Source organism: Nitrospirota bacterium (assembly GCA_015233895.1).
Classification (GTDB): domain Bacteria; phylum Nitrospirota; class Thermodesulfovibrionia; order Thermodesulfovibrionales; family Magnetobacteriaceae; genus Magnetomonas.
The window spans coordinates 80,571-94,278 of the sequence record JADFXG010000010.1; the positions used below are offsets into that span (position 1 = coordinate 80,571).

Genomic DNA, 13,708 nt, shown 5'->3' on the forward strand with positions numbered 1-13,708 from the left:
ATTAATTAAAGGAGATACCAATATGAAGATTAAAAACATCGCAATTGGGGCTATAGCAGTCCTGTGTGTTTCAATGTTTGTTGCCGTAAGTGGCATAAGTGTAACCAATGTTAATGCTGCCTCAAACACTTACTACTATATGCCGTATTTCCACACTAATCAAGGCAATGTTGTTTACTGTTACCTGTCAAATGCATCTAATTATGCAGTTACTATATCTGTATCCGTAACAAGTGCAGCCACTGCTCCGACAACAAATGTGAGTACTTTCACTACTACTTTAGGAAGGGGTATCAGCCAGATGATTTCTTTTTCCGGACAAAACATCACATTTGGTAGCGAGACAAAGGATATAAGCACTCAAACAGGTGGCACAGGCAACTCACTCACTGCATATGGTCTCAGGCTTACTTTAGCCTCAACCGGCAGCGACCTTAACTGTAAAAATATGACCATGGCATGCTTTCAGGGAACTACAAGCCCTAAACGTAACGTGCTGGGCTACATCTGTGAGGACGACAGCACCTCAGGCCCTGGCGGCAATAAGAATGTACTTGGATTCTAATTATGTCACATTCTCAGACTTAAAACTTAAATCTCTTTGGGTTTTATTCCATAAGTCCGAACCGTGACTTAGTATAGACCTGCCTTGTTGATAAAGAAGCAGCCGTTTTGTTAGAATTGTCAGTTATGGAAGACATTGTAAATAACATAAGGTCTTGTGCTTTGATAACGGGCAGTTCCCGTGGAATTGGGCGGGCAATAGCCTTTAGGTTTGCCAAAAGCGGAGTAGATGTGGCCGTTAACTATTCCCGCGAGGGTGGAAAGTCCGAAAGTGCCGCCGAGGCGCTTGTTGAGGAATTCAAATCGCTGGGAGTTAATGCAGTTTCAATAAAAGCTGATATTTCTAAAAAAGACGAGGTTAAATATCTGATTGCTGAAACCATCAGCAATTTAGGCCGTCTTGACTATCTTGTTTTAAACGCAGCAAAGGCACCGTTTAAGCCGATTGAGAAGCTTTTTGAACGGGAGCTAAATGATCTTGTCAGAACTAATTATATGGGTAACATTTTCTGTGTCCAGGAGGCACTTAGCCATTTAGAGGCAGCCAGCGGAAAAATAGTTTTTATATCAAGTCTGGGCAGTAAGTACTACAATGCAAGCTACCCGCTTGGCAGCATGAAGGCGGCTATGGAGGCTGTGGTCAGGGATTTATCTGAAACGCTATCCAAAAGAGGAATATCTGTAAATGCCGTTTCAGGCGGAATCGTGAAGACCGATTCATTTAAAGTGCTTAGACAGTACGTTGAGGGTCTTGACATGATGCCGGAGTCGTTTTTTGTTACCCCTGAGGAAATTGCAGATGTCGTGTATTTTCTGTGCAGCGGCCAGAGCCGCGGCATATCGGGGCAAACAATAATAGTTGACCGCGGTATGAGCAACAGCCTGTTCAGAAACTTTACAAAATAATATATAAATATAAGCAGAAGGAGATGACCTTATGAAACAAAACATGATACCCTTTGAACGGGTAATAGAGGAGATGAAAACAGCAATATCGGACACTCTGACGATAGACAAAGAGAAAATTACTCCGGATAGCTCTCTGATAAAAGACCTTGGAGCCGAGTCACTGGACTTTCTTGACATCAATTACCGTCTTGAGCAGGCGTTTGGGATAAAGATGGCACGCCACTTCATAATAGAGCACATAGAGGAGATGTTTGGAGAGGGCACGGCGGTTGACTCTAACGGCCAACTTACCGAAACTGCCGTTAAGCTCATGAAGATACGTCTGTCTGCCGGAAAGGAGGCTGGGGAGAGTTTCGATGAACTCACTCCGGGTATGGATATGGATGCACTGCCAGCAATGGTGACCGTAAAGTCAATGTCAATGGCAGTTATGGATATTTTGGATTCTCTGCCTGAAAAGTGTCCGGCCTGTGGCGCATCAAGCTGGAAAACTGAGGACGGCACACATGTAATATGCGGTGGTTGCAGTGCCGAGGCGCCTTATGAAAACGGCGATGATCTCATTAAAAACTGGCTTGAAAAAACCCAAAAAGACCATAACATTATTAAATCCTGAAATATGAACACAGAGCACAAAAAGCGCCGGATTGTTGTTACCGGTTATGGCATGATAACTCCGCTTGGAGTCACTGCTAATGAAACGTTTGAAAATGCACTTCAGGGGCGATCCGGAATAAGAGAAATCACCAATTTTGATACAAGAGGGCTCCCTTGTACGGTTGGCGGTGAGGTTAACGGTTCATGGAACGTAAACATTAAGGACATCAACAGTGAAATAGATGTTAAACGGCTTGAAAAATATGTGACAAGAGGCTCAAGGTTTATGATAGGAGCCACTGATGAGGCACTTAAGAGAGCTAAGTTAAGCGCTAAAACCATACCGGAGAGCGCAGGGGTCGCTCTTGGTTTTCACGGTGAAAATCCGGTGGTTAGCGACATGGTGTTTCTGCACAGGTTTTATGACGGTAAAGGCGGATGGGATATTGAAGGGCTTAGAAACAAAGGCGGATATTCGTATTTTAACTTCTTCAGGCGAAAATCAGACGTGGGTTCAACGTTGCTTTCTGCGCTGTTTAACTGTAAGGGGCCTAACCTTGCCATAGCAAGCGCCTGTGCCGCTGGCTCTCAGGCCATAGGCGAGGCCTGTGCGATTATAAAGTCAGGTGCCACGGATGTTATGATAGCCGGCGGGTGTGAGTCTTCGCTGAATTTTACCGGATTTATCGGTTTTGTTCTTATAAAGGCATTGGTTGAAAAATATTCGTCACCGGAGAAGGCGTCACGTCCGTTTGACAGAAAGAGAAACGGTTTTGTTATGTCTGAGGGTGCGGGTGCAGTAATTTTAGAAGAGCTTAGCCACGCTAAAAAGCGTGGTGCTGACATTTATGCTGAAATCAAAGGTTTTGGCTCCTCTGCCGATGCCTACAGGATAACCGATATGCACCCAAAAGGGGAGGGCGCTGTAATTGCCATGCGGGCAGCCCTTGAGGATGCCTCACTTACCCCCGCAGATATTGAATATATAAATGCCCACGGCACATCCACTCTTCAAAACGACGCCACCGAAACCGTGGCTATTAAAGAGGTGTTTGGCTCCCTTGCTGACAGCGTTCTGATAAGCTCGAATAAATCAATGCTTGGACACACTATAGCCGCGGCAGGAGCAATTGAGTGTGTTCTCAGCATAATGGGTATCAATAGTTCAACTATACTTCCTACGATTAACTACGAATTCCCTGACCCCAAGTGCAACCTCAACTACGTGCCCAATACCGCTTTAGAGCGGCAGCATAGCTATGTACTTTCCAATTCCTTTGGCTTTGGCGGCCAAAACGCCTCTCTGTGTATCGGTGCTACCGATTAATTATATAATACGGCGGAAGTTGTCTTGTCTTAGATAAATCTCTTTGCCAGTTCAAACAGTCCGAAGAGTTTCAGGTCTATATACGTGCTTTCATTTTCAAGGGCATAGGCATTTTCGTAAAAGTTCTTCACAGGTAGGGTGATGATTTCAATTTCCTCTCCGAGGTCAAGGTTCTGGCCGGATGTTTTTTCAGCATCCACAGCAACAAAAACAGTCAGCACCTCAGTTGAAGCTCCGGCAGAGAGAGGGCCGGTTGCTATTAATTCCATTACAGGCGCGCTGTAGCCTGTCTCCTCAAGGAGTTCCCTGTGCGCTACTTCTATCAGTGATTCTCCTCCTTTGTCGCTTAAACCGGCTGGAAATTCTATTACGTATTTTTCCACAGGGGGCCTGAATTGTTTTATAGCCACCACCTGTCCGTCTTTGGTAAATGGCACAACTGCTATGATGCCGTTACAGTTTTGCCGCTTAAATGCCTCCCATATAAACTTCTCACCCTTTGCATTTTTTAATTCAATTAAAACTGTCTTTAAAAATTTACCCGTCCATACTGTTTTTTTGTCTGTTATTTCAGGCATGTTTGTAACCTCTGAGTGTTTAACGATTTTAATAATAAGATAACAGAGGAAGAGTAGTTTTTTATGGCAAGCATTATATTCCAGTTACTCTTATCCCTGTCTGAAACAATATTGCTGATTCCTCTAATCTCTATAACGGGCACATTGTACTTCGTGCAAACATGGGCAACTGCTGCCCCCTCCATATTTTCACAAATGGCAGAGTGTTTGTATGTGAGCATTAGCGCGCGCTCACTATAGCCCGTACAGGATGAGACGGTCAGAAATCTGCCCTTTCTTACGCCATATCCTGTCAAACCGTCCGATATTATTTCATAGGCCTTCTGAGTAATAGGAGTGTCCATATCAAATTCGTTATAAAAAAGTTTTTTGCCTTTTTTTAATAAAGGAATTCCCATCTGAAAAGTGTCCAGAAAACCGTCCTTTAATAAAACACCCTCATCGCCGTATATTTCGCAAGTTGAAACAGCTACATCCCCGATATTTAGGCCGGTGCCGGGATATGCTCCGCCTATACCGGTTGAGATAACAACGTCAGGCGCATATGTTTTTATAGCCAGTGCTGACTCACACGCAGCATTAACTTTGCCCATTTGTGTCTCAATACAGACAACTTTGTTGCCGTTAATAAATCCAACGTGAGTATGGCCGGAGACAGAGACTCTTTCAGAAAGCGCTTTTGTGACGTATTTGCCCTCTGCTGAGACCGCATATAAAACCACAACTACCATAATTGCCGGTTATTCTAACAGGTAAGTTTGAAATACGTCCACTGTCGCCTAAAAAAGGATAGCCTTGACTTTAGTTGAACTTCAATTGTTACAATAAGGTATAAAGAAGGTATACAGCTGGTGTTATGATGAGTGAAGAGAGTGATAAAATAATTTTTTTATTGAGTCAGTACAAGAAACAATTTGCTGGCCAATATGGAATTATATCTCTTGGAGTTTTTGGTTCAGTTGCCCGCCGGGAGATGCGTGGAGACAGTGACGTTGATATTGTAATAAAAATAACCCATCCTAATATAGTGACTTTATCCCGTATCCGTCTGGAAATAGAGGAGCTTGTCAGTAAACATGTTGATATAGTGCACTATAGAGAGAAAATGAACACATTGCTGAAAGAAAGAATAGACAAAGATACAATCTATGTATGACAGACCCCTTGTCATTGCTATTTTAAAATCAGTATTTTCAGCAGCCGAAAGGATTATTAAAAAAATGGCAGTGATTGATTCTCCTATGGGTTTTAGTGATAACGATGAAAAACGTGACTGCCTTGACGTTATATGTATGCAGTTAGCAGCTATTGGAGAGGGACTTAAGAAGATTGATAAACTTACAGACGGTGGATTATTAATTAACTACACACAGGTTGACTGGAAAGGGCTTAAGGGAATTCGGGATGTTATTGCACACCAATATTTTGACATTAGCGATGAAGCTGTTTTTGCTGCCTGCCGTAACGATATTCCGCTTCTCATAAAAACTATCAAACAGATTCTTGATGATTTGATTTAAAAATTAATGTCTTCTATCTCTAAACGCAATCTGCTATGATACAATAACACTGTATGGCTCAAGGCTCTTTTAGGATTGTTCCCATTAAGGCTGTAGTGTTAGCCGTTGGCGATGTGATTTTAATTTCGCTGTCTTTGTACCTTGCCGTGTATTTACGGATGGATCATTTTTTAAGTCCTGCTTATTTTATGAAAGCTCTTGCCATAAGTACTATGGTTCATTTGTTTTGCTTTTATATTCTTAACCTGTATTCAACGCATGAGTTATCAATCGGGCAGAGATACACGATGCGCGTGGCATCTGCCGTGTTACTGGCCTCTGCCCTTAATGCCGTCTTATTCTATATTATTCCCTTTTGGCACAGAGGCATATTTATACTTAATGCGGCTTTTGTGTTTACTTTCATATCCGCATGGAGAGCACTGTTCAGAGCCATTATTGAGAAAACAAAAAGCAAAATCCGGCTGGTCATCATAGGTGCCGGCAAAAAAGGAGAAATCCTTGCTGAAAAACTCAAAGAAAACCTTAATTTTGAGTTTCTTGGATTTCTTGACGATAATTACTCAGAAAAGACGCCCAATGTGATAGGCACAACCGCACTTTTAAAATCCCTCGTTTATGAGGACAAACTGGATAGAATTGTCATAGCCTCCGATCTGACCCATACGGCTGAAACGTTTGCTGTTATTGTGGAGGCAAAATTTAAAGGCATTGAAATCTACGACATGCCGGATATGTTTGAAGAGCTTACCACAATGATGCCTGTCTTCAGCCTTGACGATATATGGCTTAGCTATGCCTCATTTTACGGCATTAATAATAACATCTATAATGCAAAGTTAAAACACATTGTAGATAAAATTATCTCTGTTGCCATTCTTATAGTTACTGCGCCGGTTGCTGCACTGACTGCCGTGTTAATTAAACTTGATTCAAGAGGCCCTGTGTTTTTTACTCAGGAGCGGGTGGGATTTAACGGCCAAACGTTTAAAATTATAAAGTTTCGTTCTATGAAAGCTGATGCCGAAACAAACGGCGCCGTGTGGGCAAGCAGCAACGACCCCAGAGTGACTAAAGTTGGAAAATTCATACGGAAATTCCGGATAGATGAGCTCCCGCAGCTTATAAATGTTCTAAGGGGAGAGATGAGTTTTATCGGGCCTCGTCCGGAAAGGCCGGATTTTGTACAGGGTTTTAACTCAAGCATTCCGTACTACTCCCTAAGGCACAGCGTACGCCCCGGGATTACCGGCTGGGCTCAGATAAAGTACCGATATGGGGCATCATACGATGATACTGTAATAAAGCTACAGTATGATCTTTTTTATATTAAGAGGCTTTCTTTTCTGTTGGATTTGCTTATTATGTTTGAAACTGTTAAGACGGTGCTGTTTGGCAAAGGGGCACGCTAAAATATGTGTGGGATAGTTGGGATGGTAAGTTTCAGAGGTGGCAGGATAAATGCTGAGAGACTAACAAAAGCACGCGACCTGCTCTCTGAGCGCGGCCCCGACGATGCCGGAATTTGGACAGAGGGAGATACCGGTCTTGCACACAGACGGCTTTCCGTTATTGATGTCACCACTGAGGGGCATCAGCCTATGTTGTCACTTTGTGGGCGCTTTGTGATTGTATATAATGGGGAAATTTATAATTTTCAGGAAATCAGGGCGGCTCTTGAGGCTGGTACTGCTGTCAGCTGGACAGGTGGCAGCGATACCGAGGTGTTGCTTGAAGCGTACAAAAGATGGGGGGCGGAGTGCCTAAACCATCTACGCGGAATGTTTTCTTTTGCCGTGTGGGACAGAAAGGAAAAATCCCTTTTTGCCGCTCGTGACAGAATGGGAGAAAAACCATTTTACTATCACTACGACAGCGGCGTGTTTGCCTTTGCCTCCCGTTCAAGGGCACTCTATGAACTTCTCCCGGGACTTTCCCGTGATATAAATATGCAGGGGCTTAGATACTACATTGAAATCGGCTATTTTCCAGCTCCTCTTACCATTTATAACGAAATTAGAAAACTCCAGCAAGCCCATTACCTTATTGTGAACAATGATGGCATCACAATTAAACGCTATTATGATTTACGGCAAACAGTGCCGGATAAAAAGTTAGAGAGGGCAAAAGAGGGCGACCTGCTTGACGAGCTTGATGAGACACTTCTGAAAGCGGTAAAGCTGCAAATGATAAGCGATGTCCCGCTTGGAGCGTTTCTCTCTGGCGGTATAGACAGCTCGCTTGTTGTAGCTCTGATGAGAAAACTCTCAACCTCTGGCGTTAAAACATTTACCATAGGATTTAAAGAAGCACAGTATGATGAAAGCGCTCATGCTCTCAGAGTGTCAAGACACCTTGAGACAGACCACCATCAACAAATAATGAGCGTAGATAACCTGCTTACCCTGATTCCTCGCTTTACGGAGGTCTTTGACAAGCCATTTTTTGACTACTCGGCACTCCCTTCGATGGCTGTCTCTGAGCTAGCAAGAGGGTTTGTAACAGTAGCGTTAACCGGAGATGGCGGCGACGAGTTGTTTGGCGGTTATCACTACTATGTGCTGTTGAAGCGGCTCGAGGCTTTGTTTAAAATACCGCCGGCTGTCAGAAATATAGCCTCAACTGCACTATCACTAGTACCGGCTCATAAGCTAAAACTGCTTTCACAGATGCTTACGAAACCTGACACTATCAGTGCGTTTGCTTTTACACGAAGTATCATTAAGGATTTTTCAGCTATTATGCTTAGTGATTTAACCAGCAGTACAGAAGGCATTGCGGGGTGTTTTTTAACTGCCGCACGGGAATTTCCCAAAACTCTTTCGGCAACTGAAATGGCGATGCGCCTTGATACGTTGTTTACACTGCCGGATGATTATCTGCAAAAGGTCGATGTCTCCTCGATGGCGTATTCACTGGAAGCGCGTGCTCCGCTTCTAGATCCCGGAGTCGTATCGTTTGCTATGAGGCTGCCTGAAACATGGAAAGTTCGCGGACTAACAAATAAATACCTGCTGAGGAAACTTGCTTACAGGTACATTCCCCGTGAAATTCTTGACAGGCCAAAGCAGGGTTTTTCAGCTCCAGTTGCTATATGGCTTAGGGGTGGTCTTAAGGAGTGGGCACTTGATAGGTTTAATGACAAGGAATCACTAAGAGCGCTTTATCTTAATCACACGGAAATTCTAAAACTTTACAATTCACACTTAAGCGGAAGCAGAAACGCTGCTTCAATTTTGTGGGCGGTAGCGGTGCTGGTGGATTTCTACAGGAGAGACCACTTACTATGAGACTTGGCGTGGATTGCTCTAATTTACGGGCGGGCGGAGGTATTACACACTTGATTGAGCTTTTTAAGGCGGCTGATTTTAAAGCTTACGGCTTTAGCAACGTGACTCTTTGGGGAGGCAGGGATACACTTAGCAAAATAACTCCCAAAGAGGACTTAACTCTTTGCCATGAGCCAATGCTTGATAAACCGCTCCCATATAGGCTTTACTGGCAAAACTGGGTGCTTCCTGAACTTGCCGCTCGGTTTGCCGATATTTTGTTTGTGCCCGGCGGAAATTTTAATGGAGACTTTAAACCCTTTGTCACTATGGCAAGAAACCTGCTGCCGTTTGAAACAAGGGAATTACTAAGATATGGTCCGTCCTTTATGGCTCTAAGGCTCTTGGCTCTCCGTAAGACCCAGATAAACACATTCAGGAAAGCTGCCGGAGTGATTTTTTTGACTGAATACACCCAAAAAAAGGTTTTTGAGCTTTCAGGGAAACTCCCTTGTAACACCATTGTTATTCCTCACGGTGTTTCTCCGGTTTTTAGAAACATGCCGGATAAAAATAAAGTGCTGAGCACGCCGAGTCCGTTTAAGTGGCTATACGTGTCTATAGTGGACGTGTATAAGCATCAGGGTAGCGTTATCAGGGCAATTTCAGAGTTGCGGGAAAAAGGGTATCCGGTAACTCTCTCACTTGTAGGCTCTTACTATAAACCGTCTTTGAATGATCTTATGAGAGAGATACGGAAAAGGGATCCTAACAACGAGTTTATTACGTATAAAGAATTCATCCCTTACGAAAAACTTTCTCAAACCTACAGAGAGGCTGATGGATTTGTCTTTGCATCCAGCTGTGAGACGATTTCCAATATTTTGCTTGAAGCCATGTCAGCCGGGCTCCCTATAGCGTGCTCTGATATGAGTTCAATGAAAGAGACCCTTAAAGACGGCGGAGTGTATTTTAACCCTGAAGAGGTGGAGAGCATTACCTCAGCGCTCAGAACTCTGATGGATACCCCTGAGTTACGGTACAAAAGCGCATTACGAGGCTTTGAGCTATCAGAAAGCTACACGTGGCAGCGCACTGCCAACGAGACATTTGCCTTTATTGCCGGGCTATGTAATGATTAATTATGTTTCAGATAGTGTTACAATACTAAAGTGAAGCTATCTGGCTTGATACTTTAAGGTGCGAGGGAGGTCTCTGATGAAAGAAACACAGAATATAACCGCTAAAAAAGCAAATAACACCGCAAAACAAAAAGATGAGCTGGAGTTAACCAGGCTTACAAAACAATATGTGGAGGGAACTAACCTTTGCAAGGTCACTTTTATGCTACCAAAAGAGGCTACTGAAAACGCTCACAAGGTAACTTTAACCGGAGACTTTAACGACTGGGATACAGAGGCCACACCGCTTAAAAAGGATAAAAACGGCATTTTTTCGGTCACTGTTGAATTAGAAGCTGAAACGGAACATCAGTACAAGTTTTTGATAGACGATGAGCATTGGGAAAACGACTGGAATGCCGACAGATACGAAAAAAGCTGTCTGGGTAATTTTGAAAACTCGGTAGTGGAGTTATATAGAGATTAAGGGTATGGTTATAATATACCAAGTTGCAGTCAGAAGTATAACAAGGCGGCAAGGAGAAAGCGACGGAGGCGTACTTTTTAGTACGTTGAGGAGCTTTTGACGTATGCCAACGAAGTTAGGCGATTGAATGCAGCTTGGTGTGGAAAAGATAAAAAGTGTTGGGCTTTTTGGCGGCACCTTCAACCCTGTCCACTATGGGCATCTCAGGGCAGCAGAGGAGGCCTTGAGCGCATTTTCGTTAGACAAGGTGGTTTTTATCCCCTCATATAATCCGCCTCTGAAAAAGCACGGACTTGTCCCGTCAGATGACAGACTTGAAATGGTCAGACTTGCCACAGACAGTAACGAGCGCTTTGAGGTCTCAGACATTGAGTGCAAACGAGAGGGACTTTCCTACACAATTTGGACGCTGCAGGAGTTGGTTCAAAATTACGGAGACCGCTCTGTACTTTACTTTATACTTGGCATGGATTCATTTTTGGATATGCCTAACTGGTATCAGGCTGAGGCTGTTATCTCAACGGTTAACTTTATAATTCTTACAAGGCCGCCTTTAAATGAAAGTGAAATTTTAAAATCTCCCTATATTGATGCTGAAGCACTGAACTTTTCGGCATCAGAGGGTGTAACTAAGGTTAAACTAAAACACACAGGGGAGGCGTTTCTTTTAAATATAACCGCTCTTGATATTTCATCAACCATGATAAGACAATTAATCAGCCGGGAGGAAAGTGTAAAATACCTCTTGCCTGAAAACGTGCAATCGTATATAATTGATAAGGGGCTGTACAGGGGGCAAAGCGCAGAGCGAAAGAATTAATGCAAAAAGCAAACATAAAAGGCGGGTAATTTGGAAAAAACTGAAAAATACTTAAAAACAGTAGTGGAGGCTCTTTCAGAAAAAAAGGGCGATGACACCGTGGTGTTGGATTTAAGAGGATTAACCCAGATAGCAGATTATTTTGTAATATGTACGGGCAGCTCAGTGCCGCACATAAGGGCACTTTCAGATGGTGTGGAAAGTAAGCTAAAGGAAAGTAAAATCAAACCGTTGCATATAGAGGGGCAAAGGAACAACAGTTGGATTATTTTGGACTATGGCGACATACTGGTACACATATTTAATCCGGAGACAAGAGAGTACTACGAGTTAGAGAGATTTTGGCTTGATGCCCGCAGAATAACTTTTGATAATGCTCAGGGCACAGTATCGGCGGCTTTGAACTGATGACAAGATTTACATCGTTATTGTTTCTTGTTGTGCTCTGTGGCGTGTTTTATCTTGCCATCTACAACAGTGATTCAGTAAGGATGCATCTTACAAAGGAACTTGCCTATGACCTTCCTTTAATAGCTCTTATGGCTGTCTCAACGGTAATCGGAGCTGCTTTAATGTTTGTGATTTTTTTTATACGTGATACCAGAAACTATATTCAGTCGAGGTTAGCGCAAAAGAAACGTAAAAAAGAGGAGATGTCGCAGGTTTTGTACTCAAAGGCAGTCAACTATGCCGCTGCTAATCTTGTGGATGAGGCAGTGGTGGAGCTACAAAATGTGCTAAAAGAAAACCCGGAGCACATTCCCTCAATTATAAAGTTAGCCGATATGTACAGTAAAAAAAATGAAACCATGAAGGCAATGGAGCTTTACCACAAGGCACTCACCATGGACTCAGGCAACATTGAGGTACTCTTTAAGTCTCTGGATGTGCGAATAGCACAGGGAGCGTTACATGAAGCGGAGGAGACAGCCGATAAAATTCTTGCGTTAGAGCCGCATAACGCACTTGCTTTGTATAAGAAGCGCGAGATATTTGAACAGCAATCCCGATGGGATGAACTGATGTACCTGCAAAAGACGATAATTAAGAATCTGCCGGACAGTGATTCCAATAAAGAGGCACAACAGAGAATTCTCCACGGTTACGAATACGAGTATGGCAGACAGTCTCTGGAAAATTCCGAAATTGAGAAGGCAAGGAAAGTGTTTAAAGAAGTGATTAAGTATGATAAGTCATTTATTCCTGCGCATCTGGGGCTTGCCGAGGTGTTTTTGCTTGAGGGCAATACCGAGGCCGGTATAAATTATCTTGAGAAGGTTCATAAGGAGACAAACTCCTTGATAATACTTGCACGGCTTGAGGATCTGCTCATAAATGAGAGTGAACCATCCCGGCTCATCAGAATTTATAAAAATGCGCTATCTGACACCCCAGAGGCCGATGCTATAAAACTCTTCCTTGGTAAACTCTACTATCGGCTTGAAATGCTTGACGAGGCGCTGGATATTTTCAACTCCTTTGACAGCACATCCACCTACTCAGAGGTGCATAAGATAAAGGGCAGCCTCTACTTAAGAAGAAACGAATGTGAAAAGGCAGCCGCAGAGTTTTTAAAAGTCATAGGGCTTAAGAGAGCGCTGAGAATCCCCTACCACTGTTTAAACTGCAACCACGAGGCCACAGACTGGGAGGGGCGCTGCCCATCCTGTAAAACATGGAACACTTACGACTTCAATTTCGATAAACATCAGAAACCATGACCAGTTAGCAAGAAGTTTAGGCAATTTAGCAGAGAACCAATTTATATTATTTCCCTTGCCATAAATTATGGCCTTAAAGAAAATCAGATTAATGAAATCAAAAAAACAGTAGAGGATAATGTCTATGAAATCAGAAACAAGTGGCGTGATACCGAGTTGCTGCCAAAAAGGTAATGTAATGGTGGAGATAAAGGACTGGATCCCGCAACAAGTGCGGGATGACAAAGTGGTGGTGCGGGATGACAAAGTGGTGGTGCGGGATGACAAAGTGGTGGTGCGGGATGACAAAGGGGTGGTGCGGGATGACAAAGGGGTGGTGCGGGATGACAAAGGGGTGGTGCAGGATGACAGAGTGGTGGTATTATGTAATTCCTGCTCCTTTTCTGTCATTCTGTTTTTTTCTGTCATTCCTGCGCAGGCAGGAATCCATGTCTTTTATTTATATCTTGAGCGCAACTTTGAGTGAATACTTTGGATGTTGAAGTTACAAATATTTCTCCCTTTGGAATTTGGCTTTACCTGAAAGACAGTGAATATTTTTTACCTTACGAGGATTATCCATGGTTTAAAAATGCGAGGATCAGCCAGATTTTTAACGTTATTTTGCAAAGCCCACATCATCTTTACTGGCCTGAGCTTGATGTTGATTTATCCGTTGAGAGCCTTAAACACCCTGAGAAATACCAGTTAACTGCAAAGTGCCTATAATAGTGAGCCGCTGCGCTATTGGCTGGGATTGTTTAACGATGTTTGCAATTTAGCTCCTTAACTACCGGCACTAAGTCTGCCATTTTT

Annotated in this window: 17 protein-coding genes; 15 read left to right on the forward strand and 2 right to left on the reverse strand. The window is 43.2% G+C overall.

Annotated elements, in window-relative coordinates:
• The first annotated feature begins 22 nt into the window (after positions 1 to 22).
• The 4 genes from HQK88_08995 to HQK88_09010 all read left to right on the forward strand — a co-directional run bounded on the left by HQK88_08995 (position 23) and on the right by HQK88_09010 (position 3,397).
• Positions 23 to 565, forward strand: a complete 543-nt coding sequence (locus HQK88_08995; protein ID MBF0616938.1) for a hypothetical protein — start codon at positions 23 to 25, stop codon at positions 563 to 565.
• 125 nt (positions 566 to 690) lie between these two features.
• Positions 691 to 1,470: an SDR family oxidoreductase gene (locus HQK88_09000; protein MBF0616939.1), complete on the forward strand. Its 780-nt coding sequence runs from the start codon at positions 691 to 693 to the stop codon at positions 1,468 to 1,470.
• Positions 1,471 to 1,501: 31 nt separating this feature from the next.
• Positions 1,502 to 2,089, forward strand: a complete 588-nt coding sequence (locus HQK88_09005; protein MBF0616940.1) for a hypothetical protein — start codon at positions 1,502 to 1,504, stop codon at positions 2,087 to 2,089.
• 3 nt (positions 2,090 to 2,092) lie between these two features.
• Positions 2,093 to 3,397: a beta-ketoacyl-[acyl-carrier-protein] synthase family protein gene (locus HQK88_09010; protein MBF0616941.1), complete on the forward strand. Its 1,305-nt coding sequence runs from the start codon at positions 2,093 to 2,095 to the stop codon at positions 3,395 to 3,397.
• A gap of 29 nt (positions 3,398 to 3,426) precedes the next feature.
• Here HQK88_09010 and HQK88_09015 read toward each other — a convergent pair whose 3' ends face one another.
• A complete protein-coding gene (locus tag HQK88_09015) occupies positions 3,427 to 3,975 on the reverse strand; it encodes an NUDIX hydrolase (GenBank protein ID MBF0616942.1) in 549 nt (182 codons plus the stop codon).
• A complete protein-coding gene (mqnB, locus tag HQK88_09020; protein ID MBF0616943.1) occupies positions 3,963 to 4,706 on the reverse strand; it encodes a futalosine hydrolase in 744 nt (247 codons plus the stop codon). Before mqnB ends, HQK88_09015 begins: the two co-directional genes overlap by 13 nt.
• Before the next feature lie 128 nt (positions 4,707 to 4,834).
• Here mqnB and HQK88_09025 point away from each other — a divergent pair, with 128 nt between their 5' ends.
• The 11 genes from HQK88_09025 (at position 4,835) to HQK88_09075 (ending at position 13,621) form a co-directional block, all read left to right on the forward strand.
• Positions 4,835 to 5,131 carry a nucleotidyltransferase domain-containing protein gene (locus HQK88_09025; protein MBF0616944.1) on the forward strand — a complete coding sequence of 99 codons (297 nt, stop codon included), beginning with the start codon at positions 4,835 to 4,837 and terminating at the stop codon, positions 5,129 to 5,131.
• Positions 5,124 to 5,495 (forward strand): DUF86 domain-containing protein, encoded by a 372-nt coding sequence (locus HQK88_09030; protein ID MBF0616945.1) that lies wholly within the window; start codon positions 5,124 to 5,126, stop codon positions 5,493 to 5,495. Before HQK88_09025 ends, HQK88_09030 begins: the two co-directional genes overlap by 8 nt.
• 53 nt (positions 5,496 to 5,548) lie before the next feature.
• Positions 5,549 to 6,907 (forward strand): sugar transferase, encoded by a 1,359-nt coding sequence (locus HQK88_09035; GenBank protein MBF0616946.1) that lies wholly within the window; start codon positions 5,549 to 5,551, stop codon positions 6,905 to 6,907.
• A gap of 3 nt (positions 6,908 to 6,910) precedes the next feature.
• Positions 6,911 to 8,785 carry an asparagine synthase (glutamine-hydrolyzing) gene (gene asnB / locus HQK88_09040; protein MBF0616947.1) on the forward strand — a complete coding sequence of 625 codons (1,875 nt, stop codon included), beginning with the start codon at positions 6,911 to 6,913 and terminating at the stop codon, positions 8,783 to 8,785.
• On the forward strand, positions 8,782 to 9,906 hold the full coding sequence (locus HQK88_09045; protein MBF0616948.1) for a glycosyltransferase family 4 protein: 1,125 nt from the start codon (positions 8,782 to 8,784) through the stop codon (positions 9,904 to 9,906). Before asnB ends, HQK88_09045 begins: the two co-directional genes overlap by 4 nt.
• 76 nt (positions 9,907 to 9,982) lie before the next feature.
• The gene (locus tag HQK88_09050) at positions 9,983 to 10,372 is read left to right on the forward strand and encodes an isoamylase early set domain-containing protein (protein ID MBF0616949.1); all 390 of its coding nucleotides are present in this window, start codon (positions 9,983 to 9,985) and stop codon (positions 10,370 to 10,372) included.
• A gap of 127 nt (positions 10,373 to 10,499) precedes the next feature.
• Complete coding sequence (locus HQK88_09055) at positions 10,500 to 11,192, forward strand: nicotinate-nucleotide adenylyltransferase (protein ID MBF0616950.1); 693 nt, start codon at positions 10,500 to 10,502, stop codon at positions 11,190 to 11,192.
• A 30-nt stretch (positions 11,193 to 11,222) separates the two neighbouring features.
• Positions 11,223 to 11,600 (forward strand): ribosome silencing factor, encoded by a 378-nt coding sequence (rsfS, locus tag HQK88_09060; GenBank protein MBF0616951.1) that lies wholly within the window; start codon positions 11,223 to 11,225, stop codon positions 11,598 to 11,600.
• The gene (locus HQK88_09065; protein ID MBF0616952.1) at positions 11,600 to 12,913 is read left to right on the forward strand and encodes a DUF1049 domain-containing protein; all 1,314 of its coding nucleotides are present in this window, start codon (positions 11,600 to 11,602) and stop codon (positions 12,911 to 12,913) included. Before rsfS ends, HQK88_09065 begins: the two co-directional genes overlap by 1 nt.
• Before the next feature lie 124 nt (positions 12,914 to 13,037).
• Positions 13,038 to 13,379, forward strand: coding sequence for a hypothetical protein (locus HQK88_09070; protein ID MBF0616953.1), 342 nt, complete (start codon positions 13,038 to 13,040; stop codon positions 13,377 to 13,379).
• Positions 13,376 to 13,621, forward strand: a complete 246-nt coding sequence (locus HQK88_09075; protein ID MBF0616954.1) for a DUF2442 domain-containing protein — start codon at positions 13,376 to 13,378, stop codon at positions 13,619 to 13,621. Before HQK88_09070 ends, HQK88_09075 begins: the two co-directional genes overlap by 4 nt.
• Positions 13,622 to 13,708: the final 87 nt, after the last annotated feature.

What these genes read in the sequence shown, in the direction of transcription:
- HQK88_08995 (MBF0616938.1), top strand. Translation starts at nt 23, where the DNA reads ATGAAGATTAAAAACATCGCAATTGGGGCTATAGCAGTCCTGTGTGTT.
- HQK88_09000 (MBF0616939.1), top strand. Translation starts at nt 691, where the DNA reads ATGGAAGACATTGTAAATAACATAAGGTCTTGTGCTTTGATAACGGGC.
- HQK88_09005 (MBF0616940.1), top strand. Translation starts at nt 1,502, where the DNA reads ATGAAACAAAACATGATACCCTTTGAACGGGTAATAGAGGAGATGAAA.
- HQK88_09010 (MBF0616941.1), top strand. Translation starts at nt 2,093, where the DNA reads ATGAACACAGAGCACAAAAAGCGCCGGATTGTTGTTACCGGTTATGGC.
- HQK88_09015 (MBF0616942.1), bottom strand. Translation starts at nt 3,975, where the DNA reads ATGCCTGAAATAACAGACAAAAAAACAGTATGGACGGGTAAATTTTTA.
- mqnB (MBF0616943.1), bottom strand. Translation starts at nt 4,706, where the DNA reads ATGGTAGTTGTGGTTTTATATGCGGTCTCAGCAGAGGGCAAATACGTC.
- HQK88_09025 (MBF0616944.1), top strand. Translation starts at nt 4,835, where the DNA reads ATGAGTGAAGAGAGTGATAAAATAATTTTTTTATTGAGTCAGTACAAG.
- HQK88_09030 (MBF0616945.1), top strand. Translation starts at nt 5,124, where the DNA reads ATGTATGACAGACCCCTTGTCATTGCTATTTTAAAATCAGTATTTTCA.
- HQK88_09035 (MBF0616946.1), top strand. Translation starts at nt 5,549, where the DNA reads ATGGCTCAAGGCTCTTTTAGGATTGTTCCCATTAAGGCTGTAGTGTTA.
- asnB (MBF0616947.1), top strand. Translation starts at nt 6,911, where the DNA reads ATGTGTGGGATAGTTGGGATGGTAAGTTTCAGAGGTGGCAGGATAAAT.
- HQK88_09045 (MBF0616948.1), top strand. Translation starts at nt 8,782, where the DNA reads ATGAGACTTGGCGTGGATTGCTCTAATTTACGGGCGGGCGGAGGTATT.
- HQK88_09050 (MBF0616949.1), top strand. Translation starts at nt 9,983, where the DNA reads ATGAAAGAAACACAGAATATAACCGCTAAAAAAGCAAATAACACCGCA.
- HQK88_09055 (MBF0616950.1), top strand. Translation starts at nt 10,500, where the DNA reads ATGCAGCTTGGTGTGGAAAAGATAAAAAGTGTTGGGCTTTTTGGCGGC.
- HQK88_09065 (MBF0616952.1), top strand. Translation starts at nt 11,600, where the DNA reads ATGACAAGATTTACATCGTTATTGTTTCTTGTTGTGCTCTGTGGCGTG.
- HQK88_09070 (MBF0616953.1), top strand. Translation starts at nt 13,038, where the DNA reads ATGAAATCAGAAACAAGTGGCGTGATACCGAGTTGCTGCCAAAAAGGT.